We start from the raw sequence: 21,108 nt of genomic DNA on the forward strand, positions 1-21,108 counted from the left end.
CTATGAAGAAACCGCCTTATAGCGATCCAGCAATGCACTCACAATATTTGATGAACAAAGGCTATTGGATGATTTAATCATAAGCAGATCGCCAGAAGAAATTTCTGTCAAAAGAAGCGGTAAAATTTTCTCAATATTTTCAGCATAATAAACCTTAGCATAAGCAGACAAATCATCGACTAAAGACTTCATCGCCTCACCAAATAAAAAAACGGGATTAGCACCAGAAAGATGGATTGGCTTTATTAAATCACGATGAAGCTTTTCACTATACTCCCCTAACTCTAACATATCCCCTAAAACAGCAATTCGCCGCCCCTCCTCTCCTACTGGTCCTGTAGCAAGAAGTTCAAGAGCAGCACGCATAGAAGCAGGATTAGCATTATAACTTTCATCAATGAGATAAAATTCACCTCCATTTGATAAAGATAATCGATAACGGACACCCCGCCCCTTTTGAGGAGAAAAATGGTTAAAAGAAAGCAAAACAGGCTCTAGCTCAACACCCATAGCATCACAAGCAGCAATAACCCCTAAACTATTCTGCACGATATGGCGCCCCGGAGCGCCAATTTCAACCTTTCTATCCCGCCCCTTAATACGCACAATCATAGAAGAATTATCGGTTAGAAGACGTATATCCCGCGCCTGATAATCAGCATTTTTGGTCTCACCAAAGCTTAAGATCTTTTTCACACCGCATCGCTTTGCTTTTTGAACGAGATAAGAAAAAAAAGCACTATCTGCATTTAAAATAGCAATGCCTTCCTCATCCAATCCTTCAAAAATTTCAGCTTTTGCCTCTGCAATTTCTTCAAGATCTTTGAAAAACCCCATATGTCCCGCACAAATACGCGTAATGAGAGCAACATGCGGACAAACGAGTTTAACAAGAGGGCGAATTTCATCTTTATGATTCATGCCAATTTCAAAGACACCATAATCACTCTCTACAGGCATCCGTGCTAAAGTAAGCGGCACTCCCCAGCAATTATTTAAAGAAGCGAGATTTGCATGAACGTTCCCAGACGTTGCAAGGACTTGTTTCAAAGCTTCTTTTGTCGTTGTTTTTCCCACCGATCCTGTTATCGCGATAATTTTAGCTTTTGAACGTTTACGTGCGGCTTTCCCAAGTTTTTCTAAAGCTTGCAAAACATCAGAAACAACAATGAGTGGAGCCGATATCTTTTCCATATCTCTCAAACGATGTTCTGCCACAATAAGAACGCCTGCACCTCGTGCATAAGCTTGCAGAGCAAAATCATGACCATCAAGATGATGCCCCTTAATACAGAAAAAAATATCGCCTTTTGCAAGAGTACGGCTATCAATAGAAACCCCAGGAAAAGTTTCTGGCAAGCTTCCTATTACAATACCATCAATGGCAGCAATAAGTTCTTGTTTTTCCCACAAAGCTGTCATCTCTTTCGGTCCTCTAGAGCTTCTGTTACTTTCAGACGATCTGAAAAAGGATAGGTTGTTTGTCCTATAATTTGGCCATCTTCATGACCTTTTCCAGCAATGATGAGTGTATCACCAGTTTTCAAAAGCCCCACTGAATAAGAAATAGCTTCACCGCGATCTGCTATCTCTATTGCTGTTGGTACCGCCTGTAAAATATCCTTACGTATTTTTTCTGGCTTTTCTGTGCGCGGATTATCATCCGTTACAATCACAATATCCGCTTTATCCGCTGCAATTTTTCCCATCAAAGCTCTTTTTCCTTGATCTCGATCCCCTCCACAACCAAAAACAACAATCAAACGCCCTTGCGTAAAGGGACGAACCGACATCAAAACTTGCTCCAAAGCTTCTGGTTTATGCGCATAATCAATATAAACAGGCGCATTATTTTCTGTCTTTCCAACAAACTCTAAACGACCAGGCGCTCCCTGCAAAATTTCAAGCGCGGGAAAAACCTTATCAGGAGAAATACCTGTTGCAATGGCTAATCCTGCCGCCACAAGCGCATTGGCCACCTGAAAGTCTCCAGCTAAAGGCAAATCAAATGTATAAATCTTGTTTTCCACACGACACTCAATACACTGTTTTGAACGTTGGTGTTCAACACGATTAATTGTGATAAAGTGCCCTTTACGTCCAATTGTCAAGACGCGACGGCGTGCTTGTGTAACAGCATCAATAACCTTTTTTGAATAGACATCATCAGCAAAAATCAGAGCAGGAGCAGATACAGGCAAAAGTGTATCAAACAACCGCATTTTAGTCCGCAAATAATCCTCTACGCACCTGTGATAATCCATGTGATCTCGCCCTAAATTGGTAAAGGCCCCTGCCGTTAAACGGACTCCATCAAGTCTTCCTTGATCAAGCCCATGTGAAGAAGCTTCAAGAGCTGTATGGGTCACACCTTCATGAGAAATTTCACAAAGAAGACGGTGCAAGACGACTGGATCAGGTGTTGTGAGAGAACCATAATCATTCCGCTTAGGAGAAACAACACCAACCGTTCCTATACTCGCAGCACATAATCCAACATGTGTCCAAATTTGCCGAATAAAAGAAACAACAGATGTTTTACCACTTGTACCCGTCACAGCAACGACCGTTTCAGGCTGAGAACCGTAAAAACGTGCTGCTGCTAACGCAAGACTATGACGAACATTCGAAACACGTAAAATTGGAACAGATACATCCTCAACAACAGCCTGACAATCCGTAACAATTGCACGCGCTCCACGCTTTATCGCATCATTGATATAGTGTCTTCCATCTCCTGTTTTTCCTTGAACAGCAACAAAAACATAACCCGGCAAGACTTGTCGAGAATCTGCACTGATTCCTGTTATTTCCATTGAACAAAGTTTCTGATCTTCAAAACATTCTGTAAAAACTGTTCCAAACAACATAACGACGCACCTTTATATTCATTTTACCGTTTTTTAACAAAACTTGAATGGCTCTTTTTGCCTAAAAGAGACTCATATTCTTTTTTTAAATCGGGCTTTACACCAAGAAAACTCGCTGAGCGACGAACAATATTAGCAAGCATTGGTCCAGCATTCATCCCCGCTGTTGCGGAATTTTTTCCCTCTTCTGGCTTAGGTTCATCAATAATTGTTAAAACAACATAAGCAGGCTCATCAATCGGAAAAGCAGCTAGAAAACTATTGAAATTTTTTGTTTTAGAATATTTTCCATTTTCAACTTTCTCAGCTGTTCCTGTCTTTCCACCCACCCGATAGCCTTGTACTCTTGCATTACGTCCAGAACCAATATCACTATTTAATTGATAAAGGTAACGCATATTTTGACTTGTTTTGGCCTGCAAAACCTGTTTTGCATGGCGCAAAGTTTGTTCTTTTGTCCGTTTTAAAAATGTTGGCTCAATCAACCAACCGCCATTCATTAAAGCAGCAGCCCCAACGGCTGTTTGCAAGGGTGTTGTTGCCATACCATGCCCAAAAGAAATTGTCATAGAATGGATATCCTTCCAATGATGTGGCACAATAGGATGCGCAACTTCAGGCAACTCTGTTGTGAGACGATCCAAAAGTCCTAATTTTTGCAAAAAATCACGATGTTTATCAATCCCTATCGCTAACGCCTCTTTAGCAGAACCAATATTGGAAGAATAAATAAAAACCTCCCATAACGTTAAGGGACGATTTTTTCCGTGAAAATCATGAATCGTATAGCCACTACTTGCTTTTATGGGCTTTGAAGCATCAATAATACTGTTTAAATGAAAAATATCGGAATCAAGGGCCATGGCAGTCGTAAAACTTTTAATGATCGATCCCATTTCAAAAGTTCCAGCCGTCATCCGATTAAGACGATCACTTTTTAAAGCTTCAATAGGATTTCCAGGATCAAAATCTGGTAGTGATGCCAAAGCCAAAACTTCCCCCGTATGGATATTTAAAATAACAGCGCCTGCTGCAATTGCTTTATAACGCTTCATAGCCTGAATAAGTTCATCATGAACAATTGCCTGAACACGCAGATCAATCGAAAGTTGAACGTTTTTTAATGATTCTTCTATAGCAAGACCAGCAGCACGCAGAGCACTCAGCCCCGTATCATCGATATATTTTTCCATACCCGCAATGCCCTGATTATCTACATTAACCATGCCGAGAATATGGGAAGTTATAGGCCCATTGGGGTAAAAACGACGAATTTCAGTCCGAAAACCAATTCCAGGAATACCAAGAGCCATAATTTGCGTCTTCTGCATGGGTGTTAACCCACGCTGTATCCAAGAAAAACCAGTTTTTCTTTTTAAACGTTTATAGGTTTCCTGCCAATTCAGATCAGGTAAAACTGTTGAGAGCAATTCAATTGTTTCATCCACATCAATAATACGTCGTGGTTCAGCAAAAAGTGAATAGGTTTTAATATCTGTTGCTAATAAACGACCATTACGATCAACAATATCAGGTCGTGCCATCAATTGAAGAGCGTCTGGTCCCTTAGCTTCTTCAATTTGTCCACCTTCCAACCCATAAGAAATAAGGCAAGCCCCTATAATGCCATATAAAATTAAAAAGCAAAACAACGAAAAAAGCAAACGTAGACGACTAGAATAGGAACGATGAACAGAAACATTATGATCATTCAATGAATTCTTTAAGCGCTTTTTTTTCTGTGAAAATAAAAAGGGCAACTTCATCGCTGTACGCCTTTTTGAACAACAGCATTGACTTGAGAAGCTTGATTATTTGCCCAAGTATCTTGATTATCTTCCAAGATATTTTGTTTAATTATTTCTTCAATTGGATCATGTTTTCGTAGCGGAATGTCTTTAAACTCCACGATTTGACGTGGCTGTATAACCTCTAACCCAAGTTCTTTTTGATAACGTTTTGCAAGTTTTTGCATACGTGAAGGCTTTATCATGACAGCCCACTCAGCATGAAGCAAACTCACCGTATTTTTTGCTGCAGCAATTTCATGCTCAAGATGACGAACCTCACTCATTCGTTTTTGAACATCATATTTTACCTTATAAGTAAGCCCTGCCATACAAATCATAATCATCACTAAAATCATATCAAATGTACGGAAAACTGTCATTTCTTGCCACCTTCAAAACTGGCAATTTCTGCTAAACCAAATAATTTCATATCTTCTGCAAGAGCCTCTGCGTCAGTTCTCACCCCCATACGTAATCTTGCAGAACGTGAACGAGGATTTTTCTGTAACTCCTCTTTATTGGCCGTTATTCCTCCTTTAAACAAAGGGAAAAATGTTGCTGGCGAATGCTTTATTTCAGGCAAATAACGTGATCTTATACATGCTCCAGAACGAGCCGAAAAAAATCTTTTGACCATACGATCTTCAAGAGAATGAAAACTGACAACCCCCAAACGGCCTCCAGCTTTTAAAACGCGTTCAGCAGCAAATAAACCACGTGCTAATTCGCCCATTTCATCATTAACATAGATACGAAGAGCCTGAAATACATGTGTTGCAGGATGAATGCGATCTCCTGGCTTACGCCCTACCAACGCTTCAATAGCATAGGCCAAATCACCTGTACGCAAAAAAGGCTGAACAACACGACGCTTTTCAATCATTCGTGCAATTCGCCCTGCATAACGCTCTTCTCCTAATACCTTAAAAATACGCGCTAACTCCTTTGCTTTTAAATGATTAACAACATCGCTAGCTGTAAAACCCGTCTGAGCCATTCGCATATCTAAGGGACCATCTTTTTGAAAAGAAAATCCTCTTTCTGCTTCGTCAAGCTGCATTGAAGAGACACCGATATCCAAAATAACCGCATCCACCTTCTCTTTAATGACACGATCGAGCTTTGAAAATTCCGTATGGATCAAACGAAGCCGTGGAAAAAATTCATCAACTAGAGATTGTCCCGCATCAATGGCATGAGGATCACGATCAAGAGCAATCACTTCCGCCCCTGCCTTTAACAAAGCGCGCGTATAACCACCAGCACCAAAGGTGCCATCAATCACTTTTGCTCCAACCAATGGCATAAGCCCAGCCAAAACTGGCTGCAACAACACTGGAATATGGCGTTCAGCTCTTTGATCCTGTTTTGTCAAAATAATCCGTCTTGAAGTTATGCTGTTTCAAATCAACAGCGCTCTCATGGCAACCGCTACCAGAATAACCTAACCCTCAACTTTCATATTAATCACCATGAAAGAAAAAAATTAAAGATATTCCAAGACACATCCTAACGTATTATACTTAAAGAAATGTTATAATTTTTCAAAACACTCTTTAATTCAAGTGTTCATTTAAAACGCAGACTCCACTCCATATAAAGACCACATGTCATTGATCATAAAAAAATATTGCGTATCATCCATGAAATATCAGTCGGCCTATAAGCCGGGTTCTGTAGTAAAGCTTGTGCTTTACATGGCAACCATTCATCTGGGACGGATGTTACCACCCGCCTCGTGCAACCTACCCGAATGACTCGCCCGGAAATCGGCTGCAAATTAAATCTTGCACGTCATTTCTATTTGGTCTTGCTCCCGGTGGGGTTTACCTTGCCACATTCATTACTGAATGTGCGGTGGGCTCTTACTCCACCCTTTCACCCTTACCTATAAAAATAGGCGGTTTACTTTCTGTGGCACTTTCCCTAGGGTCACCCCCGCCGGGTGTTACCCGGCACCGTTTTTCCATGGAGCCCGGACTTTCCTCACCTGCCGCTTTTCAGCATTGGACAAGCGCGGCTGCCCAGCCGACTGACGCATTAATTTATAAAACATTTTCTGCTCCGTGAAAATAGCATCTTAAAATATTTTATAGTCAACTTCTTTCATAAAGACGTCCTTATTTAAGACGTCCTTATTTTAATGAAGCCAAATATATTTTCACTTTTTCGCAATATTTTGCTGAAATGGAATTCATTTTTTTTGCCCCATGACCCGCGTTATACTTAAGGATTGTACCACACGTACTTCCACCGCTGAGTTTATAGGCCCGCGCCAAATAACGCATACCATATTCAAGATTGGTCGCAGGATCGTACAAATCTTTTACAGAACCACTAAAGCCCAACCCACGCGCCGTAGAGGGTTTTATTTGCATCAAACCTATTTCGCCCGCAGCCCCTTTTATGCTCGCCTTATAATTACTTTCAACTTTTACAACAGCATGTGCTAAATTAACGGGAACATTATGCTTAGTTGCAAGTTTCTGAATAAGGAACTCATAAGGACGAGCAGGTGTTTTAGAGGCAACAATCTCTGAGCCTTCTTTTGATTCTGCAACATTTAAGGCACTATGAGTCCAGCTTATATCAAATATAAAAAATACAGCACACGCTGTATTTAACAAGATTTTCAAAAATTGCATTTTCTTTCTCTTTACAACATTCTCAAATTCTATCCGCAAATAATTTGCAAGCGTATTGTACAAAAAAAGAAAGCAAAAGAACGGCTTGAAAAAGGAAATACTAAGACAATTTCAAGATAAAATCCTGTAGCAAAAGAAAATCTCTTTATGCACAAATTATAAATCTCTCTATATCATAAAATAAAAAAAATAAAGAGAATATATTTGATCTTATAGTATATTCAATAAAATGATATACTCTATATATCTCTATTATTTCTGCTGTATCACTCAATTTCTATAGTACAAAATAGCAATAAAGATACATAATATTTTTTACAAATGATGATTAAATTCTTTATTAAGATCAATTCTACAAAGTAATGCAGAGACAAGACAATCTTTACCAAAGATCCCCGATATTGAAAAAAATTTTACAAAAAATAAAAACCATTATTAATGCTTCCCACTCGCCAATAAATGCCCACAATACTTTTTATACCCTATAAACCATCAACCAAAGACAATCAAAAAACCTATCATTGTGCATAAAAAGCTCATAGATATATAAAATATTCACACTCTTTACGCATTCAAAATATTACAATAGCCTTTGATATTTGAGATGACTCAAAAAAGCTTTTTACTCCTTTCTAAAAAGAGCTTTTATCCACAAAAGCTCGTCGCTTTGTGTTGTGCAAAAACTGCTTTTGATTGCTTTAACAGATTGAAAAAAAGAGAATTTCGCAATATGCGAGATCCTTACTTCACATGTAAAATGATAAATGAACGTTATAAAATAATATCTTTTTTATTCCTACAACAAAGCTTAACGATTATTTTTGTCTGTTTTTTAATTCTCGAAAATGCAATCCCCTCAAAGCCTTTTGAAGGAAAATGGATCTCTCATCCTCATCCAAATATTTTTTGCCTGATCCTAGATTAACATCTTACCAGCCTTACGCCTCATCTCCAGAAACTATACAAGTAAATCAACACCTAAAATCTGCAAGAAAAAGGTAACTCAAGCCTTTTGAGAATTTTCGATCTTCCTATCAAACAAGAAATAACGGGCATATAAAATTGTGCTTAACGTGTTTTGTTACAGCAATTCATGCCTTTTCTTTTCTACAAATGAACGCTCTCAGATTATTCTCACCCTTTATGAAAATACTGCCTTGATTTGAGCTGTTTTTATTCCTTTTGTTATTTTAGCCATCGATAATGGGAATTCATCTGAAGCGTCACCGACAAACTTGCGACCACTCTTATAATGATCGCAACCCTATTTTTATTTTGATTGATTACCTTCCAAATAAGATAATTTTTCTAATTATTTTACAAATTAATTATTTCTCTCGCGCCTTGCAAAACTTTACAAAAAGCTCTGCCCCTTAAAATAAAATCCAAAAGCGCGACTTTAAAAATAAGCATTCGCAATGGCTGGACGAGACATTGCTTTTGAGAGAGCCATAGCAACAGTTTCACCAAACTTATGCGCCTTCTCACGACTCTGACCATTTCCAGCAGCAAATGAAATCGCATCGCGACGCACTTGCTCAATAAACTGTTCTTGCTGTTGAGGACTCATCTTAGAAAGATGCACAATAATATCTGGGAAAGCCATCGACCATCTCTCTAGCAACCACTCCTCTGTTACCTCAACCTGTTGAGAAGAAGAGGTGTAACTGGAAAAAAACTTTTGAACAACAACACTGCGAGATGCAAAAACGCTAATGCCCAAAATAAGAAACATAAATAAAATTAAAGCAATACGACTGGAGAAAAATCCCATTATCTCTTACCTAAAGATTACAGAATCAAACACAGATTCCCTTTATAACATTCAACGATTTTTCAATAAAGAAAAACTCTCATCATTGAAAATGAATTCGATAACACTAACCACTCAATAAACTCTTATCCCCCTAGTACGACAAACTACACAACAGTAAATGCCACGCCTTTTAAGGCTCTTGAGAACACCTTACAAAACCCTAAAAATAATTTACAAAAAAACCTGACTGAGGAAATCCTCAGTCAGGCCAGACAATCTAGGGGATCCACGCGGGGGGGGGGGGAGGAGGTTCCCCGATCGTCTTCTCGCATCAACCACTAAGATAGCCGATGCAATATCCTTGCTATGGAATAAAATGCTTTAAACAACAAGAAATTCTTATCATCTTCTACGTAAAAAAACACAAAAGGATTATAAATTGTTTAAAAATGGTAAAATTTAGGCAAAAAAAATTCAAAATGACCCAATTTGAAGCAATTTTATTCCAAGAAACATCAATCAGAATCGACAACCATTATAATTTTTTATTATAACCTCTTTCACAACTCTGGTGATCATAGTTAAAAAACAAGCAATCTATATATTTATCTTATAAAAATAAAACATAGAATCAGCAGAATCACTTGCCAACAGCGATCGCTACAAAAAAATAGTTTTTAAATATTATAGGACAAAAGTAGAAACATCTGTTCAAAAGAATAGATGAATTATTTTAATAAAAACAATAACTTAAATAGAAAAAAATCCTTATCTATCTTCATGAAAATTTCTGAAAATAACCCTTTAAAAGTATTGTCAAATCTCTTACGCAATAACATCACAATAACGTCAATGAAGAATTTTAAAAGCTTACGAAAAAACGAGAACTCTAAAGCTATTATTTCAAATCATACCCTATGATCATTCTTACGATAAACTATCTCACAATAGCCAACACATCCCTCTATGTTATTTAGAAACATCAGAGACTAAAGCACGTTAACGAATGCAACTTATGCAAAATCTACTTGTTTATCTTTGATATCATCAACCAATAAACGTGGATCACGAGCAAGCCAAAGTGTAACCATGCATTCCTCATTGTTTTTATTTTGTATAGGAGTAAGATGAATCGTTTGTTCTAAAATAAGTCGCGAATTTTTAAGCCATTGTTCTATTTGTAAAGCCGAAAATCCAAGACGCGTATGCACTTGATCAGAATGTAAGGATTCAGCTTTATGATAACAAAAATCCACGATCAATAAACGCCCATGAGGACGTAAAATACCTGATATCTTATGAAGAACCATTTCAGGATTTTCAAAAAAATGTAAAACCCAATGAAGAATGACTAAATCAAAAGTTGTATCTCCAACCGGCAAATGCAAAACATCACGATCAAGCACAATTTCAATCGCATGCGTATAAAGGCCAGAAAACAATTTTAAGACAGAATCTCCACCTATTCCAATATTCAGCATCGTCTGAAATGGCTTATCACCTACGATTTTAAGTAAAGCATTTTCCACACCATGATCTGCTATATAGAATGATCGTAAAACATCCCATTGCAACGTATTTTGTAAAAAATGCTGCTTTTTTGTTTTTTGACGCTGCTTTTTGACATCCTTCAAACGTTCTAAATCATGCGCTAACAACACATCGTGCTGCGGCAAAGCCGAAAGAATGCCTTTCACAATGTCTTTACCCCAAAATTCACGACAAAGCTTAAAATAAAGACAACCTCCCTTCTGATAACGCTCAATCAATCGTGCTTCGTACAATAAACATAAATATCGTGAGATACACGCTTGTGACTGATCAAGGATAAAAACAAAATCAGGGATTGTTAAATCTTCATGATGCAAAAGCCTAAGAACACGTAAATGGCTCACTTCTGTTACCGCTTTCAGCAGCACAATCATTGCATCTAAACTTGTACTTTTTTTCATAATTCCCCCTTAAACTCTCCTATAAACATTTGTTTATAGGAAAAAAAGTCAAGCATAATGCGCATATTCTCATCTATTTCATTCCCACCATTTTATCATACTATGATAAAAAAAATAGGCTACCGTATAAAGACGAAGAGATCTTACCCCATTGCCCACAAATAATTATAATAAATTGATTTATAAGAATGATTCACCATTTTTACCTTAAATAAAAGGTTAAAGTATCGTAATCTTTTCTCATTTCAAATCCATTCATGGTGAATCAATTAAACTATTCTCTTGCATCCCAGAAGTAGCTGCCTATGAACAGAAAACATAGACAATGAGTGAAATGCCTCTTATAGCTATCTCAAAATAAAAATTATCCAACATTGGAAGAGAATAAATAATAAGATGGTTTCAGCTTGTAGCTTTTTACACAAAGAGGCTAATGCTCAACGACCAGAGCACAATACACTTTCCATAAAAAGATTTCTCCCTTTCATAGCAATTTCACAAGAAAGGACAGTTCTATATCATAAGTAAAATAGCTTTATTGACGTCATAGGCTCATAAAGAGCCTCTCCTCTTTCCAATGAATAAAAACTTCCACACAATACACACGACGTTATTGATGAATAACATAAACATAAAATACACGATCTCTCAATTAAAGAATTCTAACGTGTAAGAGGCTTATAATTTGCGTGCTTAGGGTTAAGAGATTCAGCCCCAAGACGGCGAACTTTATCAGCTTCATATTCAGCAAAATTACCTTCAAACCATTCCACATGACCATTACCTTCAAAGGCTAAAATATGCGTTGCTAATCGATCAAGAAACATGCGATCGTGTGATATGATCACAGCACAACCAGCGAAGTTTTCTAATGCATCTTCCAATGCACCTAACGTTTCAGTATCAAGATCATTTGTCGGTTCATCCAGAAGAAGCACATTTCCCCCCTCTTTTAAAAGCTTTGCCAAATGGACGCGATTGCGCTGCCCTCCTGATAAATTTGCCACTTTCTGCTGTTGATCGGCCCCCTTGAAATTAAAAGCCCCACAATAAGCGCGACTATTCATCTCATATTTGCCTAACTTAATAATATCATTTCCCCCAGAAATCTCCTCCCAAACAGTTTTATCGCCCGCCAAGGAATCGCGACTCTGGTCCACATAACTCATGTGCACCGTTTCACCAATACGTATTTGACCTGAATCGGGCTGTTCTTGTCCTGTCAACATTTTAAACAAGGTCGACTTTCCCATACCATTGGCCCCAATAACGCCGACAATGCCTCCAGCAGGAAGTTTAAAAGAAAGAGAATCAATCAACACACGTTCGCCATAAGCTTTAGAGAGATGATCAACTTCAATGACAACTTGTCCCAATCTTTCTCCAATAGGAATAATAATTTGCGCCTCTCCAGGACGACGCTCACGTGCCGCCTGAACCAACTCATCATAAGCTTTAATCCGCGCCTTTGACTTTGCTTGTCGCCCTTTTGGACTAGAAGCAATCCATTCTTGCTCACGTGATAAAGCACGCTGACGCGCAGCCTCTTCACGACCTTCTTGAGCCAAACGCTTTGCTTTAGCCCCCAAATAAGCAGAATAATTCCCCTCATAAGGGATACCTCTACCGCGATCTAACTCCAAAATCCACCCCGTAACATTGTCGAGGAAATAACGATCATGGGTTATCAAAAGCACAGCGCCAGGATATTCACGCAGATGCCTTTCAAGCCAAGCCGTCGTTTCAGCATCTAAATGGTTTGTCGGTTCGTCCAAAAGCAACAAATCAGGTTTTGACAACAGCAATTTACAAAGCGCTACACGCCGCTTTTCACCACCCGAAAGTTTTGTCACATCCCCCTTAGCTGGCGGACAACCAAGAGCAGCCATCGCCATTTCTACTTGACTTTCTAAATCCCAAAGATTCTGACTATCAATAATATCCTGAAGCTGTGCACTTTCATCAGCAGTTTCCTCACTATAATTCATCATCAATTCGTTATAACGCTCAAAAATGGCCTGTTTATCTGCAACCCCCTCCATCACATTACCACGCACATCTTTGCTCGCATCAAGTACAGGTTCTTGTGGTAGATAGCCACAACGCGCTCCTTCAGAAAGCCATGCTTCTCCCGTATATTCCTTATCTAGCCCAGCCATAATACGTAAAATAGTTGATTTACCTGCACCATTTGGTCCTAAAATACCGATCTTCGCATCTGGATAAAAAGACAAATGAATATTTTCTAAAATTTTTTTATTGCCGTAAGACTTGTTAAGCCCAGCCATATGATAGATAAATTGACGTGCCATAAATTTCTCTTTACATTATGCGATATTAAAGATTAGGATTTTGAAAAAATTGCTTTTGCTTTTTGAAACTGTACAATAAATAAAGCTTACATTGTCTCAAAAGCTTTTCGCTTTAATATTGGTACATTTTTTCTAATCTCACAAGCCCCAGTATGGTTCTAAATGCAAAAAAAAATCCCCTCACGACGCAAAAAGCAAATCTTTTTAGCTATCCCTGAAACATGTTACCAAACATTGCCTCTCTTTTCCATACCAGATATAACATTGTATTTTTACCGTATTAAACCAACCTATCAATGTAATATAGAACCAAAAAGAAAAGTAATTCTCTATGCACCTTCTTTTTTTGCTTTATGGGCTTTATCTTACGCAGTAAAAAAACCTTCCCTTTTTTCATCGATTTTTTGTTACGAAAAACAATGGACTTCACCTCTTGCCTTGATGTGGCTTAAATTACGGTTACAAAATGACCGTCGCCTTATGGGATCTGACGTTCCAAGCCCAATGATCATGAAAGCTTTGCACCAACATGTCATAAAAAATGACTACAGTGCCCTTCCCATTGGTATGTGGTTACAGTTTGTAAAAAACTATAAAATGAATTGCAAAAACTTATCCATTCCCCTCTTTTGGCTTGATAATTGTCAAAATAAGATCAATATTCAACAAGTCATTTCAAAACTTCAAGACGAAATATAGCTTTTTAAAAATACGATAAAAGCGCACCTCTTAATAGGAATATATTTATGGAAAAAGAAGCCTTACTCGTCATTGATGTTCAAAATGACTTCTTACCTGGTGGAACACTTGCAGTACCACAAGGTGATGCTATTTTACCTGCCATCAATAATCTTATCGATCATTTTGACCACGTTATCTTAACCCAAGACTGGCACCCCAAAAACCACTGCAGCTTTGCTTCCTGCTATCCTGAAAAAAAGCCCTATGATACCATCAATCTTGACTATGGTCCTCAAATACTGTGGCCTGATCATTGCATACGAGGAACACAAGGAGCAGAATTTCATCCATCTCTTAGAGTAGAAAAAGCACAACTTATCCTTAGAAAAGGCTATAACCAAAAAATGGATAGCTATTCTGCTTTTCTTGAAAATGATCAAAAAACACCAACAGGTTTACAAGTTTATCTTAACGCACACGGTTTTACCAAGCTTGTTATGTGTGGCTTAGCAACGGACTTTTGTGTTGGATTTTCTGCTCTTCACGCCATACAATGTGGTTTTAAAGTCAGTGTTTCATTAAATGCCTGCGCTGGTATTGATGTAAACGAATCCCTAAACACGATGCTTAAAACGATGAACGAAGCTGGTATCGAACTGTTAATGGTCTCTTAAATATTTTTCTAACTATATATTATAAAAAACTGATTTTTAAGAAATAAATTATTCTTTTCCCTATCATAAATAGAATAAATGTGGGAAGTAAAAATCATTCAAGAAAGCAAAAAATGCTTCTGATGAATCATTAAATATAAAACTTGTCGTCGTACTGAAAGCTGGTAAAAAGTATAGCGTCCCTTCGCACCTTGTATTTAAGCCAAAGTCATCCAAGAGATTTTAAATTATTCCCTTCATGAGAAGAATCATGCCACGGCTTCAATTCTAAAATAAAGACGTCAATCAAGAAAAACAATAACACTTTGTTTTGCATGAAAATCCCCTTCTATTCAAGGATATGCGATAAACAAAAGCATGAAATTTTCATTACTTAAGATGCAACATGTTTCTCCAATTGACGATGCTTAAAACGAATCGAAGAATACAATGCCATTCCAATAATACAAACTCCCACAAGTCCTGTTAAGACTTCAGGAACCGGTATAATTGTTTGCAAATACATAATTACGGCAAGAACTAAAATTGCATAAAAAGCACCATGCTCCAAATAGCGATAATGCAACAATGTCCCTGATTCGACCAACATAATTGTCATAGAACGAACGTAAAATGCACCAATACCAAGACCAATTGCGATAATAAAAAGGTTATGTGAAAAGGCAAAAGCACCAACCACACCATCAAAAGAAAAACTCGCATCAAGAACTTCTAAATAAAGGAACGCCCCGAGTCCCCCTTGAGTCACTGTCGTCAAAGTCTTTTTAGGAGCGTCCAAGAGATGACCGACAGCTTCAACACCTATAAAAGTCAAAAGCCCATAAAGGGCTGATAATAAAAAAGTGACTTTATCTTCCGCAACAATCTGCCCTGACACGAATAAAATCAAAATCAAAACAATTGCAATATCAATCCCAGCAAGCGCCCCCAATTTTTGAGCAGATCTCTCTATAACGTTAAGCCAATGCACTTCTTTTTCAGAATCAAAAAAATATTTTAAGCCAACCATCATAAGGAAAGTTCCTCCAAAAGCAGCAATTCCCATATGTGCATCGGTCAAAACTTCGGCATATCGATGTGGTTCTCCTATCGCTAATTTAACGGCCGCAATTGGATTAATCCCGACAGCAACGACAACCACCAACAACGGAAAAACAATCCGCATTCCAAATACAGCGATCAAAATACCCCATATAAGAAAACGACGCCGCCATAACGGATCCATTCGACCAAGAACACGGGCATTGATAATAGAATTATCAAAAGATAAAGAAATTTCTAAAACCCCTAAAACACAGCAAATAAAAAAATATTTAAGAAAGCCAGTAATGCTTCCCGTTTCAAACCAACCAATAGCCCCTCCTAAAAAGACACCAATAATCGTGAAAAAAAAAGCCAACCCAAAATAGCGTAATAGGGCCATGATTATTCCTCAAAGTTTATTTTATCATCTATCTAAAACACATAGAATAGTGCAAATTGAAAGCTTGCATCTCTTTAAAGTTGCATCTCTTAATGCAGAGGTGTATAAAATATATATGGTAAAGTTACATGAAAATTTTCTCAAAAAAAGCAAGAGATAAATGCTGTAAACAGAGAATTTTATTTTGAAATGAATATTAATCATTAATACAATAGAGTTGAGGGATTGTTTTCTATCCATAAAAATAAAAAAATTAAAACAATAAATATTGACATTATGTCATAGAATATTAATACATAGTGTGCTTTTATTATTTAATAATTTATACCATGATGATTTACTGAGGGAGATAATTCGTGGCACGTCCTGAAACTGAATCAAAAACCATATTTGGAAAACGTTTACGTTATGTGCGTCTTGCTTTAGGCGATCCATCGCGTGAAACCTTAGCTAAAAGTTTTAGCATGACAAAAAATTCTATTGCTTTTTATGAACGTGGAGAGAGAGAACCCAATCTTAGTGTCTTACAAACATACCGCACATTATATGGTGTCAACATTAATTGGCTTTTAACCGGACAAGGGAAAATGTTTGACGCCGAATATACAAAGGGTGATTTTGACTGGAATTATTTTATTAAAAAAATTGAGGGACTAGAAGAAACACTTGCCAATAGTGATCGTAATGAAAAACTAAATCAAGAAAAAATCGACAGTTCTTATGAAAAATTGCAGCAATATTTGTCAAGACAGGGTTTATCAAACGGTCTTAACCCTAAAACTGCAACCTCTCTGATTGATATGAAAGCCAAAATGGCTAATTCTTATACCCTTAGCTTATTTATTGATTTACTCATTCGAAGCGTATCCCAAAAAGAAGTTATAGCGAATCAATAAACGTGTATTTTGAAGAAAAAACAAGAAATGATTAAATGTAACCAGTATGGAGAGAAGTATTTTTCCTTTATCCATGCTGGTGGGAATTTGTTTGCTCTATAAAACTTATTTCTATAAAATAAAAATGTTTTTATTGTAAATGAACGTATAGTATCATTAAATTGAAAGAAATAATTTTATAGTATAAAATTCTTATTTACATCTTATTGACAATTTTTTTTTTCTTGTTAAAAAAATAATAGCTCTCATAGAAATATTTTTTAAGGTCAGAAAATTTAAGGGGAATATATTGACGACTTCCTATAGAGACATACATTAGTATTCGTAAATGGGTTAGTTGAGTATTTATCCTGAAAATTATCAGCTATTTTATGAGGTGGGAAACATGTATTTTGAGGTGTTTCAAGGAGTTCACAATCAATGGTATTGGCGTTTAATCTCGGGAGATGCACAAAAAGTTGCTTTTTCTAGTAAAGGGTACCCAACAAAACAAGATATCTTAATGAATATTGAACAAATCAAAGAAATCACCCATAAAGCTCTTATCAGAGAACTGCAATCTTAATATTCTTCCCCATTAAGATAAGAATTTAAATCGTATAAATGGGAGTATGAGTTACATTTTGTAATGAATAAAAAGGGAATATTTTTTTCTCAATGAAAGAAAAGTTTTTATGTTATTTTAAACAGGTGTAAATAACAGTTAAATTTTTGCGGGATATATGTTTGTTTTTAGACATAAGTGAGTTTTTATAGTACCTATCAAGCGGCCTTCCCTTCAAGTCTTGTGTCTTTTCATAGAACAAATGCCTACAAAGAGAAAGTGAATCATAAAGTAGAAATGTGATTTCTTTCCTAGATACCAATATCTTTTACGTTCATCTTCCTATTCTATGTATCGGATAATCATAACCGACTTATTCCCTTCATCTTCATAAAAAACAAATATCTTCTTCTTTTTATTATCATGCAATTTTTTATGCCTCTTAATTGAAACTATCGCAACATGATACCTAAAACATAAAAGAAACGCGCCAAATTGTTTTCTACAAGAATAGTAATCACCACAAAAATTTCTGGATCGTATAGATACCCTTTTTAGTATTCCCTAGCATAGCGATAAACTGGGGCACCATCATAAACTTTTATTTTGCTACCAACAGCTATTTTTCTATCAACTTTAACGATTTTATAAATTATAGATCAGAGTCAACTGGAATATTCTCTTCTAATACAATCTCTCCACAAACATCATAATGGACTTCATAAAGGTCTGTCTCTGTCTCATTATTTTCAATCCTTCTAACACATCTCCAAATCCTTTAATACATAAATTCGATGCACAATATGAATACATATCACTCTCTATCATCTTCACATTTAAGCACTATTTGATATTTTTTTCATTTTCTTCATATTTCTTAATTTGTTTTTTCAGTTTTTCAATTGCTTGCTCGCGTCTTTTAATCACCATATTCTGCTCTCTAAGAACTCTATCTCGTTCTTCAGTCATCTTCATAGTATCCCTTAAAAACTCATGCTTTATCCTTCTGGATTCCTCTTTTAGAGCTTTAATTTGACCGCGATAATATAAAGAAAATCGAAATATAACTCCGCTGAACAACAAAACAACCATCATTGCTCCCAATAAAATTTCGTTTATATTCATTTTGATCTCCTCTCATTGCCGCTCAAGTGACTTAAGCAATTTTTTTGTTTCATCCTCCATCAAAAAAGAAGACAATAAACCACATATTCCAAGTGCGAATAATCACCCTCGGCATTCATATTTTCTCCATTAAACATTGATAAATAACGCAAAAAACAACTCTGAAAGCAGCTAAATCTAGATGCTCACACCAATTATTTGCGACATATTTATTGACCCAAAATATAAAAAATAAGAAACTTCCAACAAAACGAACAACGTGATAAAATCAATACCCACCTTCCTCGAAACGTTTCTATCTTCTTTTATGCCATGTGGAATATGGCTGTATGTGGGAGTTTTTTTATTATTACAAAAATCTTCTGCGTTACAAAACAGAGCTTTTCTATAAAATTTTTACCTTCCCACAAATCTTTAATCACCACAAACCAAAGCATCCCTAAAAACACGAGACTTTCTATAATCACAAGTATTACTACAAACTTCAATATATTGAGTGTTCAAAATTTACCCAAAACGACTACATTCGTGTAAACATATGCCTCTCTACTCATATTTAAAGAACAATAAACTTCCCTCTTTCATAAACATGCAAATTCTTGGCTCCCCCTAGACAGCTGTATATTAGCGCATTGTCATAAACAAAAATATCCTCAAAAACACAAACTTTATTATAAACCGTCGTATCGTCAAAATACCCTCCCACCTCATAAGAGCATTGGTCGCGTGTATCACATTGTGCCAAACAACCACCTTCATGCCCCCAATTATTTTTGTGTTCTATAAAAACACAAAAATCACTTTTTTTGATATTTCCAAAGTTTTTGAACGTACACATATGATAGTGACCTAATTTATTACAATAAAAAATAAATGGGCATTTTAAACCTATAAATTTATGTTTTTTTCTCCAACCACGATCTTGTCTCTTAAGGCTGTAAAGCTTCGTTATATGCTCACATACCGACTTTAACGCAGAATTTTTACAAATGCTGATGTTGGGGTATATCTTGATTTATAATGCTGCTACGTATACTATCACAGTGAAATCTCATGAACATACGCGTGCGTATCACCGTTCTCGGTATACGTGCTAGTTTCTTTACAACCGTGGAACTAAGGAACCATTTTTATTGATTCGAATCTAAAAGTGTATGGGGATATTTTGTTATTATTTAAAAACAACTCTATATGCTTCATTAGCGAAGAGCTACGCATGGATATTTTCACGCTCCTTGTATCATATATTCTGGATTCGCGACGCAATATTAACGCTATAGCGTAAATGTGTAAAGGTCTAAAAATGACAAAGACTGAAAAAGATTGGTTCCAACGCTTAATTGAATTGATAAAAAGTGACGGACGAACGATGATCGAAATAAGCAGGGCAGCAGGCTGTGGACAAAACTATGTCCAACAAATGATAAAAGGAGGAAAAAGACCTTCAGTCGATAAACTTATGGCTATTCTAAATACACTCGGAAATGCTAGTGCCATATATGTCATAACGGGCTTCAACATCTCCGATGAAGACCTAAAACTTATAGCTTTGATTTCGTCTGGAGATAAAAAGAAGATTGAAGCTTTAAATGTTCTGTTGAATGAGGAGCAGTTGTAGAATTTTCTACTCTATCCAATATCGCTTGTTTTTGAGACGTCGATAAAGACTCCCATTTCACAATAATATCAGATAAAACCGCCTCAAATTTTTCATCATTCTTCATAGTCATACTCCATATTGTCAAACTATATAACGCTAAAGCGTTTGAACATATCTCATACCTTAGAAAAAAATATTTGCAATAGGCAGTATGGAAGCAGTTGTGTACAAACTGATTTTATAAAATCAGAGAAAATTTTATGCGTTATGTACCATGGTGAAACAGAAAGCATCGCTCTATCCAGACCTTCTTATGAAAATGGATATGATCTATCAACAACGCGAATAATGTTACGCAAATCTTATGATTCGGACCAATAACAAATTAATGCGAAAATATTCCTGAAGATACTCCTGAACTCTTTACAAGAGAACATGAAAAAGCTTATTCCAAAAGAAAAATATAATCACAATTTTATTCTACATAGCACCATCTATGTTTTTTAAACGATATTGCAAAGCAAGAATATAACAACGTTATAGGAATAAGTTCTTATAGACAGCCCCCGCCGCTACCTAAAAAAATGAGTAACGCCCTTACAAGACAAGCTCCTCTCTGCAAACACTCTTTAAATACTGATTCTCTATCATGACAATGTTAAAAAGATAAAATGACTCATCACCCATGATCTCCGTACATAAATTGTAAAGTTTACAACAAAGAAGAAATTCTCTCACGTAAATGAAGCATTATGATCTTTGAAGAAGAAGGATACTTTTCCAACAAAAAATCACTTCCCTTACCAGTCATTTTGTAGAAAAGAGAAAGCTCTCTTCACA

At 36.5% G+C, this 21,108-nt stretch carries 16 protein-coding genes, 1 other RNA gene and 1 pseudogene; 5 read left to right on the forward strand and 13 right to left on the reverse strand.

Annotation, left to right across the window (positions count from 1 at the left end; translation table 11 throughout):
- The 10 genes from B5V81_RS04090 to ettA all read right to left on the reverse strand — a co-directional run bounded on the left by B5V81_RS04090 (window position 1) and on the right by ettA (window position 13,325).
- Window positions 1-1,422: a UDP-N-acetylmuramoylalanyl-D-glutamyl-2,6-diaminopimelate--D-alanyl-D-alanine ligase gene (locus B5V81_RS04090; RefSeq protein WP_212112239.1), complete on the reverse strand. Its 1,422-nt coding sequence runs from the start codon at window positions 1,420-1,422 to the stop codon at window positions 1-3.
- Entirely contained in the window at window positions 1,419-2,870 is a 1,452-nt protein-coding gene (locus B5V81_RS04095; protein ID WP_212112240.1) for a UDP-N-acetylmuramoyl-L-alanyl-D-glutamate--2,6-diaminopimelate ligase, read from the reverse strand. The genes B5V81_RS04090 and B5V81_RS04095 overlap by 4 nt, the downstream gene beginning before the upstream one ends.
- Before the next feature lie 23 nt (window positions 2,871-2,893).
- Window positions 2,894-4,636, reverse strand: a complete 1,743-nt coding sequence (locus B5V81_RS04100; protein ID WP_212112241.1) for a peptidoglycan D,D-transpeptidase FtsI family protein — start codon at window positions 4,634-4,636, stop codon at window positions 2,894-2,896.
- A complete protein-coding gene (gene ftsL / locus B5V81_RS04105) occupies window positions 4,633-5,040 on the reverse strand; it encodes a cell division protein FtsL (RefSeq protein ID WP_212112242.1) in 408 nt (135 codons plus the stop codon). The genes B5V81_RS04100 and ftsL overlap by 4 nt, the downstream gene beginning before the upstream one ends.
- The gene (rsmH, locus tag B5V81_RS04110) at window positions 5,037-6,035 is read right to left on the reverse strand and encodes a 16S rRNA (cytosine(1402)-N(4))-methyltransferase RsmH (RefSeq protein ID WP_212112243.1); all 999 of its coding nucleotides are present in this window, start codon (window positions 6,033-6,035) and stop codon (window positions 5,037-5,039) included. The genes ftsL and rsmH overlap by 4 nt, the downstream gene beginning before the upstream one ends.
- Window positions 6,036-6,307: 272 nt before the next feature.
- An RNA gene (rnpB, locus tag B5V81_RS04115) (RNase P RNA component class A) lies at window positions 6,308-6,696 on the reverse strand.
- Window positions 6,697-6,795: 99 nt separating this feature from the next.
- Window positions 6,796-7,305, reverse strand: coding sequence for a lytic transglycosylase domain-containing protein (locus B5V81_RS04120; RefSeq protein WP_212112244.1), 510 nt, complete (start codon window positions 7,303-7,305; stop codon window positions 6,796-6,798).
- Between the two features lie 1,399 nt (window positions 7,306-8,704).
- Window positions 8,705-9,079 (reverse strand): hypothetical protein, encoded by a 375-nt coding sequence (locus B5V81_RS04125; RefSeq protein WP_005775189.1) that lies wholly within the window; start codon window positions 9,077-9,079, stop codon window positions 8,705-8,707.
- Window positions 9,080-10,074: 995 nt separating this feature from the next.
- Window positions 10,075-11,013 carry an ArsR/SmtB family transcription factor gene (locus B5V81_RS04130; RefSeq protein ID WP_212112245.1) on the reverse strand — a complete coding sequence of 313 codons (939 nt, stop codon included), beginning with the start codon at window positions 11,011-11,013 and terminating at the stop codon, window positions 10,075-10,077.
- A 662-nt stretch (window positions 11,014-11,675) separates the two neighbouring features.
- Window positions 11,676-13,325: an energy-dependent translational throttle protein EttA gene (ettA, locus tag B5V81_RS04135; protein WP_212112246.1), complete on the reverse strand. Its 1,650-nt coding sequence runs from the start codon at window positions 13,323-13,325 to the stop codon at window positions 11,676-11,678.
- A gap of 162 nt (window positions 13,326-13,487) precedes the next feature.
- Between ettA and B5V81_RS04140 the strand changes: the two genes are divergently transcribed.
- Window positions 13,488-14,024: a hypothetical protein gene (locus tag B5V81_RS04140; protein WP_212112247.1), complete on the forward strand. Its 537-nt coding sequence runs from the start codon at window positions 13,488-13,490 to the stop codon at window positions 14,022-14,024.
- A gap of 47 nt (window positions 14,025-14,071) precedes the next feature.
- A complete protein-coding gene (pncA, locus tag B5V81_RS04145; RefSeq protein ID WP_212112248.1) occupies window positions 14,072-14,680 on the forward strand; it encodes a bifunctional nicotinamidase/pyrazinamidase in 609 nt (202 codons plus the stop codon).
- A gap of 373 nt (window positions 14,681-15,053) precedes the next feature.
- Here the strand turns inward: pncA and B5V81_RS04150 are convergent, their stop codons facing one another.
- Window positions 15,054-16,103, reverse strand: coding sequence for a DUF475 domain-containing protein (locus B5V81_RS04150; protein ID WP_212112249.1), 1,050 nt, complete (start codon window positions 16,101-16,103; stop codon window positions 15,054-15,056).
- Window positions 16,104-16,459: 356 nt separating this feature from the next.
- Between B5V81_RS04150 and B5V81_RS04155 the strand changes: the two genes are divergently transcribed.
- Together B5V81_RS04155 and B5V81_RS04160 are read left to right on the forward strand one after the other, a co-directional pair.
- On the forward strand, window positions 16,460-16,999 hold the full coding sequence (locus B5V81_RS04155) for a helix-turn-helix domain-containing protein (RefSeq protein WP_005773177.1): 540 nt from the start codon (window positions 16,460-16,462) through the stop codon (window positions 16,997-16,999).
- Between the two features lie 385 nt (window positions 17,000-17,384).
- Window positions 17,385-17,564, forward strand: coding sequence for a YegP family protein (locus tag B5V81_RS04160; protein ID WP_012232073.1), 180 nt, complete (start codon window positions 17,385-17,387; stop codon window positions 17,562-17,564).
- Between the two features lie 793 nt (window positions 17,565-18,357).
- Here B5V81_RS04160 and B5V81_RS04165 read toward each other — a convergent pair.
- A pseudogene (locus B5V81_RS04165) lies at window positions 18,358-18,668 on the reverse strand (hypothetical protein).
- A gap of 1,303 nt (window positions 18,669-19,971) precedes the next feature.
- On the opposite strand from B5V81_RS04165, the gene B5V81_RS04170 reads away from it, so the two are divergent.
- Window positions 19,972-20,286, forward strand: coding sequence for a helix-turn-helix domain-containing protein (locus tag B5V81_RS04170; RefSeq protein WP_212112251.1), 315 nt, complete (start codon window positions 19,972-19,974; stop codon window positions 20,284-20,286).
- On the opposite strand, the gene B5V81_RS08780 is transcribed toward B5V81_RS04170, so the two are convergent.
- Window positions 20,210-20,392: a hypothetical protein gene (locus B5V81_RS08780; RefSeq protein ID WP_244979365.1), complete on the reverse strand. Its 183-nt coding sequence runs from the start codon at window positions 20,390-20,392 to the stop codon at window positions 20,210-20,212. The two genes, B5V81_RS04170 and B5V81_RS08780, sit on opposite strands and share 77 nt — an antisense overlap.
- Between the last annotated feature and the right edge of the window lie 716 nt (window positions 20,393-21,108).

The organism is Bartonella queenslandensis (assembly GCF_018155095.1).
Lineage (GTDB): Bacteria > Pseudomonadota > Alphaproteobacteria > Rhizobiales > Rhizobiaceae > Bartonella > Bartonella queenslandensis_B.

What these genes read in the sequence shown, in the direction of transcription:
- B5V81_RS08780 (WP_244979365.1), bottom strand. Translation starts at nt 20,392, where the DNA reads ATGAAGAATGATGAAAAATTTGAGGCGGTTTTATCTGATATTATTGTG.
- B5V81_RS04090 (WP_212112239.1), bottom strand. Translation starts at nt 1,422, where the DNA reads ATGACAGCTTTGTGGGAAAAACAAGAACTTATTGCTGCCATTGATGGT.
- B5V81_RS04120 (WP_212112244.1), bottom strand. Translation starts at nt 7,305, where the DNA reads ATGCAATTTTTGAAAATCTTGTTAAATACAGCGTGTGCTGTATTTTTT.
- B5V81_RS04095 (WP_212112240.1), bottom strand. Translation starts at nt 2,870, where the DNA reads ATGTTGTTTGGAACAGTTTTTACAGAATGTTTTGAAGATCAGAAACTT.
- B5V81_RS04140 (WP_212112247.1), top strand. Translation starts at nt 13,488, where the DNA reads ATGCAAAAAAAAATCCCCTCACGACGCAAAAAGCAAATCTTTTTAGCT.
- B5V81_RS04130 (WP_212112245.1), bottom strand. Translation starts at nt 11,013, where the DNA reads ATGAAAAAAAGTACAAGTTTAGATGCAATGATTGTGCTGCTGAAAGCG.
- ettA (WP_212112246.1), bottom strand. Translation starts at nt 13,325, where the DNA reads ATGGCACGTCAATTTATCTATCATATGGCTGGGCTTAACAAGTCTTAC.
- B5V81_RS04125 (WP_005775189.1), bottom strand. Translation starts at nt 9,079, where the DNA reads ATGGGATTTTTCTCCAGTCGTATTGCTTTAATTTTATTTATGTTTCTT.
- ftsL (WP_212112242.1), bottom strand. Translation starts at nt 5,040, where the DNA reads ATGACAGTTTTCCGTACATTTGATATGATTTTAGTGATGATTATGATT.
- pncA (WP_212112248.1), top strand. Translation starts at nt 14,072, where the DNA reads ATGGAAAAAGAAGCCTTACTCGTCATTGATGTTCAAAATGACTTCTTA.
- B5V81_RS04100 (WP_212112241.1), bottom strand. Translation starts at nt 4,636, where the DNA reads ATGAAGTTGCCCTTTTTATTTTCACAGAAAAAAAAGCGCTTAAAGAAT.
- B5V81_RS04170 (WP_212112251.1), top strand. Translation starts at nt 19,972, where the DNA reads ATGACAAAGACTGAAAAAGATTGGTTCCAACGCTTAATTGAATTGATA.
- B5V81_RS04160 (WP_012232073.1), top strand. Translation starts at nt 17,385, where the DNA reads ATGTATTTTGAGGTGTTTCAAGGAGTTCACAATCAATGGTATTGGCGT.
- B5V81_RS04150 (WP_212112249.1), bottom strand. Translation starts at nt 16,103, where the DNA reads ATGGCCCTATTACGCTATTTTGGGTTGGCTTTTTTTTTCACGATTATT.